At 70.1% G+C, this 13657-nt stretch carries 11 protein-coding genes; 3 read left to right on the plus strand and 8 right to left on the minus strand.

Annotation, left to right across the window (positions count from 1 at the left end; all coding sequences use genetic code 11):
- Window positions 1–12: 12 nt before the first annotated feature.
- From KIH07_RS05795 to KIH07_RS05810, 4 genes are read right to left on the minus strand one after another with little or no spacing between them, the layout of a single operon-like run.
- The gene (locus KIH07_RS05795; protein ID WP_226491059.1) at window positions 13–756 is read right to left on the minus strand and encodes an ABC transporter ATP-binding protein; all 744 of its coding nucleotides are present in this window, start codon (window positions 754–756) and stop codon (window positions 13–15) included.
- The gene (locus KIH07_RS05800) at window positions 753–1943 is read right to left on the minus strand and encodes an ABC transporter permease (protein ID WP_226491060.1); all 1191 of its coding nucleotides are present in this window, start codon (window positions 1941–1943) and stop codon (window positions 753–755) included. The genes KIH07_RS05795 and KIH07_RS05800 overlap by 4 nt, the downstream gene beginning before the upstream one ends.
- The gene (locus KIH07_RS05805) at window positions 1940–3151 is read right to left on the minus strand and encodes an efflux RND transporter periplasmic adaptor subunit (RefSeq protein ID WP_226491061.1); all 1212 of its coding nucleotides are present in this window, start codon (window positions 3149–3151) and stop codon (window positions 1940–1942) included. Before KIH07_RS05805 ends, KIH07_RS05800 begins: the two co-directional genes overlap by 4 nt.
- Complete coding sequence (locus KIH07_RS05810) at window positions 3148–3780, minus strand: TetR/AcrR family transcriptional regulator (protein ID WP_226491062.1); 633 nt, start codon at window positions 3778–3780, stop codon at window positions 3148–3150. Before KIH07_RS05810 ends, KIH07_RS05805 begins: the two co-directional genes overlap by 4 nt.
- Before the next feature lie 153 nt (window positions 3781–3933).
- On the opposite strand from KIH07_RS05810, the gene KIH07_RS05815 reads away from it, so the two are divergent.
- Together KIH07_RS05815 and KIH07_RS05820 are read left to right on the plus strand one after the other, a co-directional pair.
- Window positions 3934–5271 (plus strand): TrkH family potassium uptake protein, encoded by a 1338-nt coding sequence (locus tag KIH07_RS05815; RefSeq protein ID WP_226491063.1) that lies wholly within the window; start codon window positions 3934–3936, stop codon window positions 5269–5271.
- The gene (locus tag KIH07_RS05820; RefSeq protein WP_226491064.1) at window positions 5261–5935 is read left to right on the plus strand and encodes a potassium channel family protein; all 675 of its coding nucleotides are present in this window, start codon (window positions 5261–5263) and stop codon (window positions 5933–5935) included. The genes KIH07_RS05815 and KIH07_RS05820 overlap by 11 nt, the downstream gene beginning before the upstream one ends.
- Before the next feature lie 180 nt (window positions 5936–6115).
- Here the strand turns inward: KIH07_RS05820 and KIH07_RS05825 are convergent, their stop codons facing one another.
- From KIH07_RS05825 to KIH07_RS05835, 3 genes are read right to left on the minus strand one after another with little or no spacing between them, the layout of a single operon-like run.
- Window positions 6116–7210 (minus strand): patatin-like phospholipase family protein, encoded by a 1095-nt coding sequence (locus tag KIH07_RS05825; protein ID WP_226491065.1) that lies wholly within the window; start codon window positions 7208–7210, stop codon window positions 6116–6118.
- A 43-nt stretch (window positions 7211–7253) separates the two neighbouring features.
- Complete coding sequence (locus KIH07_RS05830) at window positions 7254–9659, minus strand: zeta toxin family protein (protein WP_226491066.1); 2406 nt, start codon at window positions 9657–9659, stop codon at window positions 7254–7256.
- A gap of 18 nt (window positions 9660–9677) precedes the next feature.
- Entirely contained in the window at window positions 9678–10022 is a 345-nt protein-coding gene (locus tag KIH07_RS05835; protein WP_226491067.1) for a hypothetical protein, read from the minus strand.
- 206 nt (window positions 10023–10228) lie between these two features.
- Here KIH07_RS05835 and dinG point away from each other — a divergent pair, with 206 nt between their 5' ends.
- On the plus strand, window positions 10229–12613 hold the full coding sequence (gene dinG, locus KIH07_RS05840; protein WP_226491068.1) for an ATP-dependent DNA helicase DinG: 2385 nt from the start codon (window positions 10229–10231) through the stop codon (window positions 12611–12613).
- A 106-nt stretch (window positions 12614–12719) separates the two neighbouring features.
- On the opposite strand, the gene KIH07_RS05845 is transcribed toward dinG, so the two are convergent.
- On the minus strand, window positions 12720–13643 hold the full coding sequence (locus tag KIH07_RS05845) for a LysR family transcriptional regulator (protein WP_226491069.1): 924 nt from the start codon (window positions 13641–13643) through the stop codon (window positions 12720–12722).
- Between the last annotated feature and the right edge of the window lie 14 nt (window positions 13644–13657).

Here is a 13657-nt window from a genome sequence, read left to right on the forward strand (position 1 = left end):
GGTGCACGCTGGTCAGCTGCTGGCGCTGGCTTCCAGCGCGCGGCCTTCGCCCGCTTCCTCGACCGTCTGGCCGTCGCGGATGTGGTAGATCCGTTTGAAGGTGGGGATGATCTTTTCGTCGTGCGTCACCACGATGATCGCGGTCTGCGCCTGGCGCGCCATCTGGTTCAGGATGCGCATCACCGCCAGCGCTCGCTCGCTGTCCAGCGGCGCGGTGGGTTCGTCGGCCAGGATCACCGGCGGTTTGTTGGCCAGCGCCCGCGCGATGGACACGCGCTGCTGCTCACCGCCCGAGAGCTGCGAAGGCTCGGCCCGGGCGCGGTGCTGCACGTCCAGCGCGGTCAGCAGTTCCAGCGCGCGTTCGCGGGCCTTCGCGTTGGGCTGGCCCGCCAGCATGGGCAGCAGCGCCACGTTGTCGGTCACGTCCAGGAACGGAATCAGGTAGGGCGCCTGGAACACGAAGCCGATGCGGTCGCGCCGCAGCGCGCGCAGGTCGCGCGCGATCCAGCCGTTGTCGTAGATCACCTCGTTGCCCAGCGTCATCTTGCCGCTGGTGGGCTCGATGATCGCGCCCAGGCATTTCAGCAGGGTGCTCTTGCCCGAGCCCGAGGGCCCGACCAGGCCCACCACCTCGCCGGGCGCGACCTGCATGTTCACGTGTTTGAGCGCTTCCACGGCGGTGTCGCCGTGGCCATAGACCTTGCGCAGGCCTTCGATGAGGATGCCGCCTTGCGGTGTGGTGTTCATGGGGTTCATCCGATCGCCGCGCCCGGGTCCACCTTCAGTGCCACGCGGATCGCCAGCGTGCTCGCCAGCGCGCACATCAGCAGCGTGGCCACCAGGCCGGCCACCGCGTCGCCCGGCAGCAGCAGCACGTATTTGGGAAACGCCGGCCCCCACACCGTGGCCGCCACCTTGCCCACCGCGAAGCCGATCAGGCCCAGGCCCAGCGCCTGCTGCAGGATCATGCCGGCGATGGTGCGGTCGCGCGTGCCGATGAGCTTGAGCACCGCGATCTCGCGCAGCTTGCCCATGGTCATGGTGTAGATGATGAAGGCCACGATGGCCGCGCTCACGATGGCCAGGATCACGAGGAACATGCCGATCTGCTTCGCCGAGTTGGCGATCAGCTTCACCACCAGGATGTCTTCCATGCCGTCGCGTGTGTAGACGCTCAGGTGTTTCCACCGGCGGATCGGCTCGGCCACCTGCTCGGGCGTGAAGCCCGGCGCGGCCTGCACCAGCACCGCGTTCACGCTGCGGCTGCTGGTCTGCAGCGCCTGCACCGCCTCCAGCAGGCCGGGGCTGCCCGGGCGGTTGAAGGCCGGGTTGGCGGCGGTGCGCGCGCGGTCGTTCACGATGGCGTCGTTGTCTTTGAGGAACTGCGTTTCCTGCGCGTCCTTCAGCGGCACGAACAGCATCGGGTCGCCGCCCGACGACACCATGCGCTGCGTCAGCCCCACCACGGTGTAGCCGTGGCGGCGGATGCGCACCGTCTCGCCGAGCTGAAAGCCGGTCTTCACGTCGGCCACCGCCTCGTAGTGGCTGCGCGTGAGGTGGCGCCCGGCCACCAGGTAGCCCGGCGCGCCGGGCAGGCCGGGCTCGATGCCGACCACCATCACACGGTTGTCCACGCCCTGGCGCGCCACCTGCATGGTGAGGTAGGTCACGTTGGCCGCGGCCGCCACGCCCGGCATGCCGCGCACGCTCTTCACCACGTCGTCCTTGATGCTGGACGACTCGGCGTACGGCCCCTGCGTGTCTTTCTGCACCACCCACAGGTCGGCGCGGCTGTTGGCCAGCAGCGCGTGCGCGTCGTCCACCATGCCGCGGTACACGCCCGCCATGGTCAGCGTCACGCCGATCAAGAGGCCCAGGCCCAGCCCGGTCAACACGTACTTGCTCCAGCCGTGCAGGATGTCGCGGCCCGCCAGGCTGATCACTGTGCTGCTCCCGCCGGCGGCGCCAGCCGCTCCACCACGCTGATGCGTGCATCGGGCTGGAGCGCCTTCTGGCTGTACAGCACCACCGTGTCGCCCTCGGCCAGTCCCGCATCCTGCGCGGCCTTCACCTGTACCGTGCCGTCCAGCCCCTGCACGCCCGGCACCACCGGCACGAACCGCAGCCCGCCGTCGGCCAGCCGCCACACGCCGGTGGTGCCCTCGTGCTGCTGCAGCGCCGCGTTGGGCAGCAGCAGGCCCTCGGGTGTGGCCGGCAGGGCCAGCGTCACCTCGGCCATCTCGCCCACGGAAACGCCCGCGGGCAGCGCGTCAAACGCCACCATCGCCAGCCGCTCCTCGGTCACGCTGTCGGCCAGCGGCTCCACGCGCACCACCCGGCCGGCCAGCGCCTCGCCCGGGCGCGAGCGCAGCACGATGCGCGCCGCCAGCCCCGGCGCCAGCCCGGCCGAGCGGCCCTGGTCCACCCGCAGCTTCACCCACAGGCTTGCCGGGTCCACCAGCCGCAGCACCGCCTGGCCCGCCACCACCGTGCTGCCACCTTCGGCGTCGCGGCTGGCCACCAACGCCGCGGCCGGAGCCACCAGCCGCAGGTTGCCGCGCTGCTGCGCCAGCGCCGCGCGCTCGGCCCGCAGACGGATGATGTCCTGCGCGCTGCCGCCCAGGTTGGCCTGCGCCGCCTGCACGCCCGCGCTGGCCGAGGCCACCTCCTGCGTGCGCGCCTCCAGCGCGCCGGCGCTGATGAAGCTCTGCCGCGCCAGGTCTTCATTGCGCTTCAGGTTCGCCGCCGCCAGCGCGCGCCGCGCCTGCGCGTCGCCCACCTGCGCCGCGGCCGCCTGCCGCACGCTCTGCGCCCGCGCGAGCGAGGCGTCCAGCGCGGCCAGCCGCTGGTCCAGGTCCACCGGGTCCATCTCGGCCAGCGCCTGGCCGGGCGCCACCGTGTCGCCCACGTCCACCTGCACCGTGCGCACCCGTCCGGCCACCGTGGGCCCCACCAGCCAGCTGCGCCGCGCCTCCACCTGGCCGATGCCGAAAATCTCCGGCGTCACGCGACCGGTCTTCACCGCCGTCACCTGCACCTTCACCGGCGCCAGCGGCCCGGTGCGCAGCGCCACAAAGGCCAGCGCGGCCACCAGCGCCAGCGCCAGGCCGCCCAGCAGCAGGCGGCGTGTGTTCGTGGGTTTCATCGTCATGGGGTGCCTTCCGGGGAGGGGTCGGTCGGTGCGGTCTGCGCGGCCACGCCGTTGTGAAAAATGCGGTACACCTGCGGCGCCTGCGCGGCCATGCCCGCTACCTGTCCGCTCAGCAGCGACTGCATCACCAGCCCCTGCACCGAGCCGATGAACAGCACCGCCGCCGCCGGCAGCTGGGTGCCCGGCGCCAGCTGGCCCGCGGTCTGCGCGCGCTGCAGCAGGCCGGTGAGCAACTCGCGGTAGGCCTGCATGAGCTGGCGCACCCGCGCCTTCAGCGGCGTGTCTTCGGGGTGCTGCAGCTCCTGAAAGATCACCCGCGGCACGCCGGGGTGCGCCACCACGAAGTCCACGTGTTCCAGAAACACCGCGCGCAACGCCGCCAGCGGCTGCGCCTGGGCATCGGCAGCGGCCCGCAGCCGCCCCAGCAGTTGCTCGTGCGCGAAGTCGATCACCGCGACCCAGATCGCTTCCTTGCTCTCGAAATGGCGGAACACCGCGCCCTGCGTGATGCCCACCGCCTGCGCCAGGTCGGCGGTCGTCACAGCGGCGGGGCTGTGCTCGGCCGCCAGCGCCAGCGCCGCGGCCACCAGGGCGGCCCGGCGGGTTTGTGTGGGTTGTTTGTGGGGCATGTCGATAATGTAATTGAGCAATTACTTATATTCAAGCTGGAACAGAAAGTCGGACGGGAATCGGTTGGCGTTGCAGCCCTTCATCGCCTGGCGCGGGGACCGGAGCCGCCGCCATGACCGGCTAGACTCGCTCACCCCGTCCGCCTCGCCCCGATGAAGAACCACCTGCCCACCCACCCGGCCTCCGTGCTGGCCCTGGCGTTTCTGGCCACCATCGTGTTGGGCACGGCGCTGCTGATGCTGCCCTGGGCCAGCGCCAGCGGCGAGGGCGCACCCTGGCTGACGGCGCTGTTCACCGCCACCTCGGCGGTGTGCGTGACCGGGCTGGTGGTGGTGGACACGGGCACCTACTGGAGCCCGCTGGGCCAGGGGCTGGTGATGGCGCTGTTCCAGCTCGGTGGCTTCGGGATGATGACCTCGGCCACGTTGATGGGGCTGCTGATCGGCGGGCAGATGAAGCTGCGTACCCGGTTGCTGCTGCAGTCGGAAACGCATGCGCTGTCGCTGGGCGACGTGCGCTCGGTGGCGCGCATGGTGCTGGTGGTCACCGTGGTGTGCGAGGGCGGCGTGGCGCTGTGGCTGGCGGCGCGCCTGGCCATCAAGACGGACATGGGCTGGTCGCAGGCGCTGTGGCACGGGGCTTTCCACTCGGTGTCGGCGTTCAACAACGCGGGCTTTTCCACCTGGTCCGATGGTGTGATGGGCCACGTGACCGACGGCTGGATGCTGGGGCCGCTGATGCTGGCCATCGTGGTGGGCGGGCTGGGGTTTCCGGTCATCACCGAGCTGTGGGCCAACCGGCGCAAGCGGCATGCGCGCTGGTCGGTGCACACCACGCTCACGGTCTGGGGGTCGGCGGCGCTCGTGCTGCTGGGCACGCTGGCGCTGTGGCTGGTGGAGCACGACAACCCCAGGACGCTGGCCCCGCTGGGCTTTGCGGACCAGTGGCTGGCGGCCCTGTTCACCTCGGTCTCGGCGCGCACGGCGGGGTTCAACGCGGTGGACATCGGCGCGCTGGAACTCGAATCGCTGATGCTGCACTGCGTGCTGATGTTCATCGGCGGCGGCAGCGCCGGCACGGCCGGTGGCGTGAAGGTGACCACGGTCTTCCTGCTGCTGCTGATCGTCTGGAGCGAGATCCGCGGCCGGGCCGACGTGGAGCTGCGCGGGCGCCGCATTGCCACGCCGGTGCAGCGCCAGGCGCTGTCGATCCTGCTGCTCAGCGGGGCGGCGGTGTCGCTGGGGTTGCTGGTGATCATTCCGATGACCGAGCTGCCGCTGGACAAGCTGATGTTCGAAGTCGTGTCGGCCTTTGCCACCGTGGGCCTGTCCACCGGCATCACGGCCGATCTGCCGCCCGGTGCGCAGGGCGTGATCATTGCGCTGATGTACACCGGGCGCGTGGGCGTGGTCACGCTGGCGCTGGCGCTGGCGATCAACCAGGTGCCCAGGGCCTACCGCTATCCCGAGGAGAAACCGATTGTTGGCTAAATCAAACTCAACGCGAGGCGACAGCGTGGTCGTCATCGGCCTGGGGCGCTTTGGCTCCAGCGTGGCGCGGGCGCTGGTGGCCGCAGGCCACGAGGTGCTGGCCATCGACACGGACGGGGAGGTGGTGCAGGACCTGGCGCACGAGCTGCCGCACGTCGTCCAGGCGGACTCGACCGAGTTGCCGGCGCTCAAGCAGCTCTCGGTGACCGACTTCTCGCACGCGGTGGTGAGCATCGGCGCGAACCTGGAGGCGAGCGTGCTGACGGTGCTGAACCTGGCGCAGATGGGCGTGAAAGACATCTGGGCCAAGGCCAACAGCCCGCAGCACGGGCGCATTGCCGAGCGGGTGGGCGCGCACCACGTGATCTACCCGGAGGCGGACATGGGCGAGCGCGTGGCGCACCTGGTGACGGGCAAGATGATCGATTTCATCGAGTTCGACGACGGCTTCGCCATTGCCAAGACCCGAGCGCCCATGGAAACGCACAACAAGACGCTGGCGGTGTCGAACGTGCGCAAGAAGCACGGCATCACGGTGGTGGGCATCAAGCGCCGCCACCAGGACTTCATCTACGCCAAGCCCGACACCGAGATCAAGCCGGGCGACCACCTGATTCTGGCCGGGCCGACGCCGCTGATCGAGAAGTTCGCGGCGCTGTACTGAACGGAGGGCGGCGGCGATCAGGCCAAGCCCGAGCCAGGGCGACAGCAGGGTCATGGTGTGTGGGGTGGGCAGGGTGCGCCGCCCAGGGCACAGCCGGGTTGCTCTTCGACAGGCCCAGGACGAACGGCCAGTGCCGTCCCCTGGAGGGAGTCGCGCGAAGCGCGGCGGGGGTGTTTCATGCTAGCCGGTGTAGGCCGGCGGCAGCTCGAAGGTGGAGCGCTGGCCCAGGTGCCGGCCGTTCGTGCGCAGCCAGGCGTCGGTCGCGGCGCGGCCGATGTCGTGCAACTGGGACAGAAAGGCCCAGCCGGTCTGCGTCTTGCTGGCGGCGCCGAACTGCGCGAGCTCGACTTCGGCGTCGAGCCGGTGCAGGCGCAGGTCGTCCACGCGCTGGAACAGCGGGCGCCGGTAGGCGCTGTCGGGGCGGCCGGCCTCCTGCAGCAGTTCCTTGAGCAGGCCGATGGTGCGCAGCTCCTTGAGCAGGCTGGCGTTGAAGGTGACTTCGCTGGCGCGGTCGAGGATCTCGCTGGCCTGGGTGGGCACGGCCTCGCGCCGGCTGGGGTTGATCTGCACCAGCAAAAGGTCGTCGGCCGAGGTCTCGCTGATCAGCGGCAGCAGCGAGGGGTTGCCGGCGTAACCACCGTCCCAGTAGGCCTCGCCGTCGATCTCCACGGCCTGGAACAGCAGCGGCAGGCAGGCCGAGGCCAGCACCATGTCGGCGGTGAGCTCGTGCTGGCGAAAGATGCGCAGGTCGCCGGTGGCCACGTGCGTGGCGGCCACGAAGAGCTGGGTGCGGTCGCAGGCGCGCACGCGCTCGAAGTCCACCGTGTCGGTCAGGATGTCGCGCAGCGGGTTCAGGTTCAGCGGGTTGAACTGGTAGGGCGAGAACTGGCTGCCGACGAACTGCGCGAAGTGCTGCCAGGGCGCAGCCACCGCCTGCAGCCACGGATGGCCCAGGCCGAACAGCTGGGCCATCGACCCCGCGCCCAAAGCGTGGAACGGCGAGGCGTCGGCGACCCGCTTCCAGAAGCGGCGCAGGCCGGCGCGTGCGCCTTCGCGGCCGCCCTCCATCAGCCCGGCGGCCAGCGCCACCGCGTTCATGGCGCCCGCGCTGGTGCCGCTGACGGCCGCGATCTCCAGCCACTCTTCTTCCAGCAGGCGGTCCAGCACGCCCCAGGTGAAGGCGCCGTGTGAGCCACCACCCTGCAGGGCCAGGTCGATGCGCAGTTTCTGGCTGGTGGCGCGCGGCGCGGGTGGGGGGCGGTGGCGGGTGGTCATGGGCGGTCCTCGTCGACGGACCATTGTGCATGGCCGATCCCGCTCAGGCCCGCATGCGCGCGGTCGCCGGCGCCTCCTGCCCAAGGCCGGGCGCCTGGGGCTGTTCGCCCACCTGGGCCTGCGCCTGGGACTGCGCCAGCGCATGGGCGCGCTCCAGGTGCTGCTCCGGGCTCTGGCGCAGGGCGCTGTCCACCCGGAACTCGCTCAGCGGGGCCTGCTCCTGCACCACCGCCACCAGCTGCGCGTCCCGGCTCAGGTGAAACGCCTGCACCGCACCCCGGTGCGCATATTGCTGGGCGTGGGCCACGGCGGCCGCGCTCACGCGCTCGATCTGCTCCGGGCCGTGCCCATGCGCGGCCAGCGGCGGGCCCAGCTGGGCGCGGGCCAGCCCGGCGTGGTGCGCCTGATGGGGCGACAACGAGGGGCTTGCCGCGCCTGGGTGCTGACACCCGCCGGGTTCTGCCACCACCAGTTGAGCTCGGTCGTGCTGTTTCAGTTGACGCGGTGCGCCATGCGCAGGGGTGCCCGGGCCGCCCTGCGCGGGGCTTTTTCGCAAAGCCGCAGGCAGCTCGGGCGCCGGAATGCCGCGCTCCTGGAGCGCAGCCCGGATCGCCGAGACGTGGCCGGTGTCTTTCCAGAGGCGGTTCAGGCCGTCCTGCACCCGCTGGGCCTGGCGCTGCTCGGCCAGCGCCGGGGGCCAGCCTTTGTCGAGGTGGTTGCGCGAATCCTTCTGGCCCGCGAGTTCCAGCACACGGCGTTTGTCTTCCACCATCTGGCCCGCGTGGTGCTGGTGCTTCTCCAGCAGCTGTTCGCTGCCCATGGCGCGGTAGTTCTCCAGCGGCTGGTGCGGGCGAACGCGCGGGTACTTCTCGTGCAGCGCGTCGCTGTAGGCGGCGCTGGCCGCTTCGCCCGGGCGCTTGCCGGCGTCGATGTGCCGGGCCAGCGCCTCGTTCACGTCGTCCTTGTCGAGCCGGGGGTACTGCGCATGGGTTTTCTCCCAGGTGCTTTCCACGCCGGCCTTGCCTTCGAAGAAGCGGCCATTGCGTTCGGCCTCGGTGGCGAACCGCCCGCTCGCCTGGCTCAGGCGGTCTTCCAGTTGCGCGCGTTTGGACGGGTCGGTTTCAGCGGCCAGGTCTTCCCGCAAGCCGTTGACCTGGCGCAGCAGACGGCCTTCGCGCGACACATGGTCGTAGCCCAGCTCGCCCACCTCGCGGCCCAGGTACTTGCTGAACTGCTGCAGGCGGGAGTCTTCGTAGGCCCGGTCCGCCAATACCCCGGCCGCTCCGCCCACCACGATGCCGCCGGCGATGGGGCCGACGGGGCCGGTGACGGGGCTGGTGAGCACGCCACCGGCCGCGCCCAGGGCTCCGCCCCCTGCCCCGGCCAGGCCCGTCACCGTGCCGCGAGTCGCCACGTCGGCGCCTGCCTCTGCGCCGCGCACCCACTGCTCGCGGTTGCTGCGCGCCTGATCGATGGCGTCGCGGGTGTCGTTGACGCCCTGGTAGACGCCGTAGGCGGTGCCGGCGATGCCCAGCCCTTTGCCCATGGTGCGCGTGGCGCCCGCCAGGTTGGAGCCGCGTGCCTCGGTGGCGAGATCGCCCAAACCCTTTTCGACGGCTTGCGCCTGCCGTTCCTGCAAGAGCGTGGCGGTTGTCTGCGCGTTCACCTGGGTGTTGGGCAAACGCTCGGGCAGCTCATGGTGCAGACGGCGTTGGTCGTGGATGGACCGCTCCAGCTCGGCCGCGCGAATGAAGCCCATACGGCCTTCTCGCGCCGCTTCCAAGGCCTGGCTGGGCAAGACCGTGGGCCGGGTGCGCGAGTCGTGGTGCAGCTGTCCCTCCCGGTCGTAGATGCGGATCGGTGAGCCGGTCTCGCGGGCGACCGCGTCGAGTTGATGTGGCAGTTGCTGGTAGACGTTGTCCCGGACGCCTGAGGGGACGTATCGGCCGTGGCCCTTGCGCATCAATTGATCGGTAAACCGCGCATCCACGCCGAGTTCGCTCTCGATCCGGTGCGTGGCGATGGCGCGCACCTCCACGTCGTAGCCTCTGGCCTGCAGGTCTTTGATGACATCCACCCTGGGCGTGGTGGTGTCCAGAATGATGTTCTTGCGGTCGCCGATGGCGGCGTCCCGCAACTCGGTGGCCCATTGGCTGGCGTCGCCATGGGTCTGGCCCGACCAGGTGTAGGGGTGTTGCTGGCGCAAGCCATGGGCTTGCGGATGAAAGCTACGCAGCTTGTCGGGATCGACTGTGACAACGTTGCCTCCCAGCTCGGCCCTGGCGGCATCAACCAGGTTTCCTTTGCCCGCTCCAGGTTGCCCCGCCATGATGACGGCGCGTGGGCGCTCCTGGCTGGTGGCGTTCTGGAATTGAGATTGCCGCAAGACTTTGTTGTTCAGAATCTGCTGATGCAGATCCGGGTCGATTTTTGGGTAGTCATGTGCCATGGCTCAAACGCTCCAAAATCAATCAAAAAATGCTTTCAATTCCCCCACGCCTCGGCCCAGCGAGTCCGTGCGGCAATTGATCATCAGCATCTCTTTTTCTTTCGCCTTGGCGATCAGCGCGGTATTCCCCGTGGCCTCTGCTGCTTTGACCTCTTCTGTGGCATCGGACCAATAGCTTTCAAGGCAAACCTCCAGCAGCGCGATCGCCCGCTCGAACTGGTCGTACCGCAACGTCTTGCTCATGAAGAGCGTCACGCCGGTACCGGTCAGCGCCTCTTCCAGGTCCGCGATCAGCGCAGGGTATTCCTTCAGCGCCTCTTGCAGGACTTTGGGCACGGGTGGGTGGTTCTTGTAGGTCTTCATGGTGTTCGCTTCCCTGGCTGGCGTGGCGGGTCCGTATGCATACTTTCGATGGATGCGGCGCGCATCTTGGCACAGCGATTCCAGGCCCCCGCCTGGGACCCTGCCGGATCGCCGCACGACCGCCGCACAGCAACCCAGGACACCGGCCCTTCACACCGCCCAGACACCCGCGGTCTGTGACAATCCCCGTTTGCCTGTTCTTCCGCATGACCCAGAGCGCCGAATCCCCCGAAGCCCCACCCGCCGAACCCGATGTGTTGCCCGGCGGTCCACTGGCGCGCGAGGCGCTGGCCCTGGCCGCGTTCGACCACATGGTCTCGCACGCCCCGGGCTTTCGCGCGCGCCCCGGCCAGCGCGAAATGGCCGCGCTGATCGCGCACACGCTCAGCGGCGTGTCGCTCGGCGACGGCTCGGTCAGCGCTGAGGCGGGCTTGCCCGAGCGTGGCATCGCGGTGGTGCAGGCCGGTACCGGCGTGGGCAAATCGGCGGCCTATGCCTCCACCGTGATCCCGCTGGCCCTGGCGCAACAAAAGCGCGTGATCATCTCCACCGCCACCGTGGCGCTGCAGGAACAGCTGATCGCCAAGGACCTGCCCGCGTTGGCCGCCGCGCTGCCCGAGCCGTTCACGTTCGCGCTCGCCAAAGGGCGCGGACGCTACGTGTGCCGCCTCAAGCTCGACCAGCTCAGCGGCGGCGACGCCGCCAGCGCCGACCTGTTCGAGAGCGACGACGCGCTCGGTGCCGCCGATGCCTCGCCCGCGGCGGTGGCCGCCAGCACCGTGGCCAACGCCGCCGCCAGCGCCCGCGCGGCCGAGCGCTGGAGCGAGCGCGCCCAACAGTACGCGCAGTGGACGGCCTCGCTCGACGCCGGCAGCTGGGACGGCGACCGCGACCGGCTCGACGAACCGCCCGAAGGCGAGCTGTGGGGCCCGGTGGCCGCCGAGCGCCACACCTGCACCGCGCGCCACTGCCCGAGCTACAACAGCTGCAGCTACTACCAGGCGCGCGCCCGGCTCGCGCAATCGCAGGTGATCGTGGTCAACCACGACCTGCTGCTCTCCACCTTGGGCCTGCACGCGCTGCCCGCGCCCGAAGACTGCTACCTCGTGTTCGACGAAGCGCACCACCTGGGCGCCGTCGCGCAGGGGCAGTTCACCGAAAGCATGGACCTGATGCGCAGCCAGTGGCTGGACCGCCTGCCGCGCGCGGTGGACGAAGTGGCTGGCGCGCTGCAGCACACGCCGGGCGTGGACGTGGCCACGCTGGCGCGCGAACTGAAGACCGCGCAGGGCGAACTGGCCCGTCTGGCCATGGCGCGCATCGGCGCGCTGCCCGAGTGGCTGGCGCTCACCGGGCGCGGGCGCACGCCCGAGCCCGCCGAAGGGGGCAGAGGCTCGGCGCGCGGCGGGTTTCGCCAGGCGGCCCCGCCCGAACGGGGGTACCAAGCGCCACCGGTGGTCGATCGTTTTGAAGGCGGCGCGCTGCCGCCCGAGTGGCTGGAAACGGTGGCGCAACTGCACAGCCGCGCCAGCGCCCTGCTCAAAGTGATGGAGGCGCTGGCCACCCAGCTCAAGGCCAACGCGCGCGACAACCCGGGCGACGCGGCGCGCTGCGCCAAGCTTTATAGCCGCCTGGGCGTGCTCGCGCCGCGCCTGCAGCACGCGCAGGCCACGGCCGAACTCTGGCTGCAGGACCCGGCCGCCGGCCAGGCGCCGCTGGCCAAATGGCTCGAAGCCGGCATCCAGCACGGCCTGGTCACGCTCACCGCCCACGCCTGCCCGCTGCAGCCCGGCAGCCTGTTGCGCAACCAGCTCTGGAACAAGGTGCGCGCGGCCGTCGTCACCTCGGCCTCGCTCGTCACCTGCGGCGGCTTCGAGCACTTCCTGCACGAGTCCGGCCTGGCGTACGACGACGCCGTGGTGGCCCGCGAAGTGCAAAGCCCGTTCGACCACGCGCGCCAGGGCCGGCTGGTCGTGGTGCAGACCCGGGCCGACCCGAAAGACGTGGAGGCCTACACCCGCGAAATGCTGGACGCGCTCATGAGCGATCTGGCCGCCGTGCAGCGCGGCGCGTTGGTGCTGTTCACCTCCAGGGCGCAGATGCGGCGTGCGCAGGAACTGCTGGAGCGTGGCCTGCACAGCGATCTGCGCGGGGCGGTGTTGGCGCAGGGCGAGGCCTCGCGCACGCAACTGCTGCGCCGCCACACCGAGCGCGTGCAGGCCGGTGAGCCGTCCATCCTGTTCGGTCTGCAGTCGTTCGGCGAAGGGCTGGACCTGCCCGGCGAACTCTGCGAGTGGGTGTTCATCACCAAGCTGCCGTTCGCCTCGCCCAGCGACCCCGTGGGCCAGGCGCGCGCTGACTGGCTCAAGGCCCAGGGCCGCGACCCGTTCAGCGAACTCGTGGTGCCCGCCACCGGCGCGCGCCTGCTGCAATGGACCGGCCGGGCCCTGCGCAGCGAGACCGACGAAGCGGTGGTGGTTTGTTACGACGCGCGCTTGCTGCGCCAGAACTATGGCCGGCGCATGCTCAAGGGCTTGCCGCCTTACAAGCTGCAGCGTCGCGATGCCTACGGCGTGACAACCGACTTGTGAGTCGCGTGCCCGCAGTGCGCTGGTTGGTACACGCGTTGCGCGTTGAGGATGCCCGCTGAATCCAGCAGCACGGACAGGAGCTCTTGGCGCAACAAGGTGGATGGTTTCAGGGGAGCTTTCTGGCCAGCAGGGCGCCATTGTCGATCAGCGTGCCGACCACTTCCACCAGGGCGCTGCGCACGGCTTCCCCGGCCGGGGTCAGGGGATGGTCCACCAGCCACACCAGGCTCTGGGTGCGTTCGATGGCCGGTTCGGTGATTTCGCGGGCCACCACCCCCGCTGAAGCGGATGCGGCCAATGCGTTGCGCGGCATCACCGCGCAGGCCAGGCCTTCGCTGACCATGTCGCGGTACAGCTCGGGGTTGTTGAGTTCGTAGCGCACGTTCAGCGGGCACCCCAGCGAGAGGGCGGTGCGCTCTATGAGTTTGCGCAGATCGTGCTCGCGGTCGGGCGCCACCAGCGGGCGGTCACCGATGTCGGCAAAGCGGATGGGGCCCGATTCGACGCCCCAGGTGCGGGCGGCGCCGAAGAGGAAAAAGCGCTCTTCGAAGAGCGGAATCGCTTCCAGGCGCGAGATCTCCGAGGCGATGGGCAGCAGCGCCAGATCGACCCGACGTGCCTCCACCAGAGCGCGCGCCTCGCGCGACATGCCCGTACTCAGCTGCAGCTGTACCGCAGGAGCACGTTCCCTCAGGGCGCGGAACAGCGGGACGGCCAGCACCGGCGCCACCGAGCCCACCAGACAGAGGCTGACGTTGCCGCGTGCTTCGCTGGCCGAACCGCGCACGTCGTCCTTGATGCTGTCGATCTGACGCAGGATGGAAGTTGCACGGTCCAGCAGGCGCCGTCCCTCCGCGGTCAGCTCGACGCCGCGGGCATGGCGCGTCAAAAGCGGCGCCCCCATTTCTTCTTCCATCGCCGCCACGTGGTGGCTGAGGGCCGGCTGGGCGATGTGCAGGGTATTGGCGGCGGTGGTGATGCTGCCGGCGCGTGCGATTTCAACGAAGTACTTCAGTTGCCTGAGCGTCATGGAGTCACTCTACC

Origin of the sequence: Hydrogenophaga taeniospiralis (assembly GCF_020510445.1) — a bacterium.
In the GTDB taxonomy this organism is placed as follows: Bacteria; Pseudomonadota; Gammaproteobacteria; order Burkholderiales; family Burkholderiaceae_C; genus Hydrogenophaga.

Bases quoted from the DNA above. Each gene is read 5' to 3' on its own strand.
- KIH07_RS05795 (WP_226491059.1), bottom strand. From the start codon at position 756: ATGAACCCCATGAACACCACACCGCAAGGCGGCATCCTCATCGAAGGC.
- KIH07_RS05805 (WP_226491061.1), bottom strand. From the start codon at position 3,151: ATGACGATGAAACCCACGAACACACGCCGCCTGCTGCTGGGCGGCCTG.
- KIH07_RS05810 (WP_226491062.1), bottom strand. From the start codon at position 3,780: ATGCCCCACAAACAACCCACACAAACCCGCCGGGCCGCCCTGGTGGCC.
- KIH07_RS05815 (WP_226491063.1), top strand. From the start codon at position 3,934: ATGAAGAACCACCTGCCCACCCACCCGGCCTCCGTGCTGGCCCTGGCG.
- KIH07_RS05825 (WP_226491065.1), bottom strand. From the start codon at position 7,210: ATGACCACCCGCCACCGCCCCCCACCCGCGCCGCGCGCCACCAGCCAG.
- KIH07_RS05830 (WP_226491066.1), bottom strand. From the start codon at position 9,659: ATGGCACATGACTACCCAAAAATCGACCCGGATCTGCATCAGCAGATT.
- KIH07_RS05835 (WP_226491067.1), bottom strand. From the start codon at position 10,022: ATGAAGACCTACAAGAACCACCCACCCGTGCCCAAAGTCCTGCAAGAG.
- dinG (WP_226491068.1), top strand. From the start codon at position 10,229: ATGACCCAGAGCGCCGAATCCCCCGAAGCCCCACCCGCCGAACCCGAT.
- KIH07_RS05845 (WP_226491069.1), bottom strand. From the start codon at position 13,643: ATGACGCTCAGGCAACTGAAGTACTTCGTTGAAATCGCACGCGCCGGC.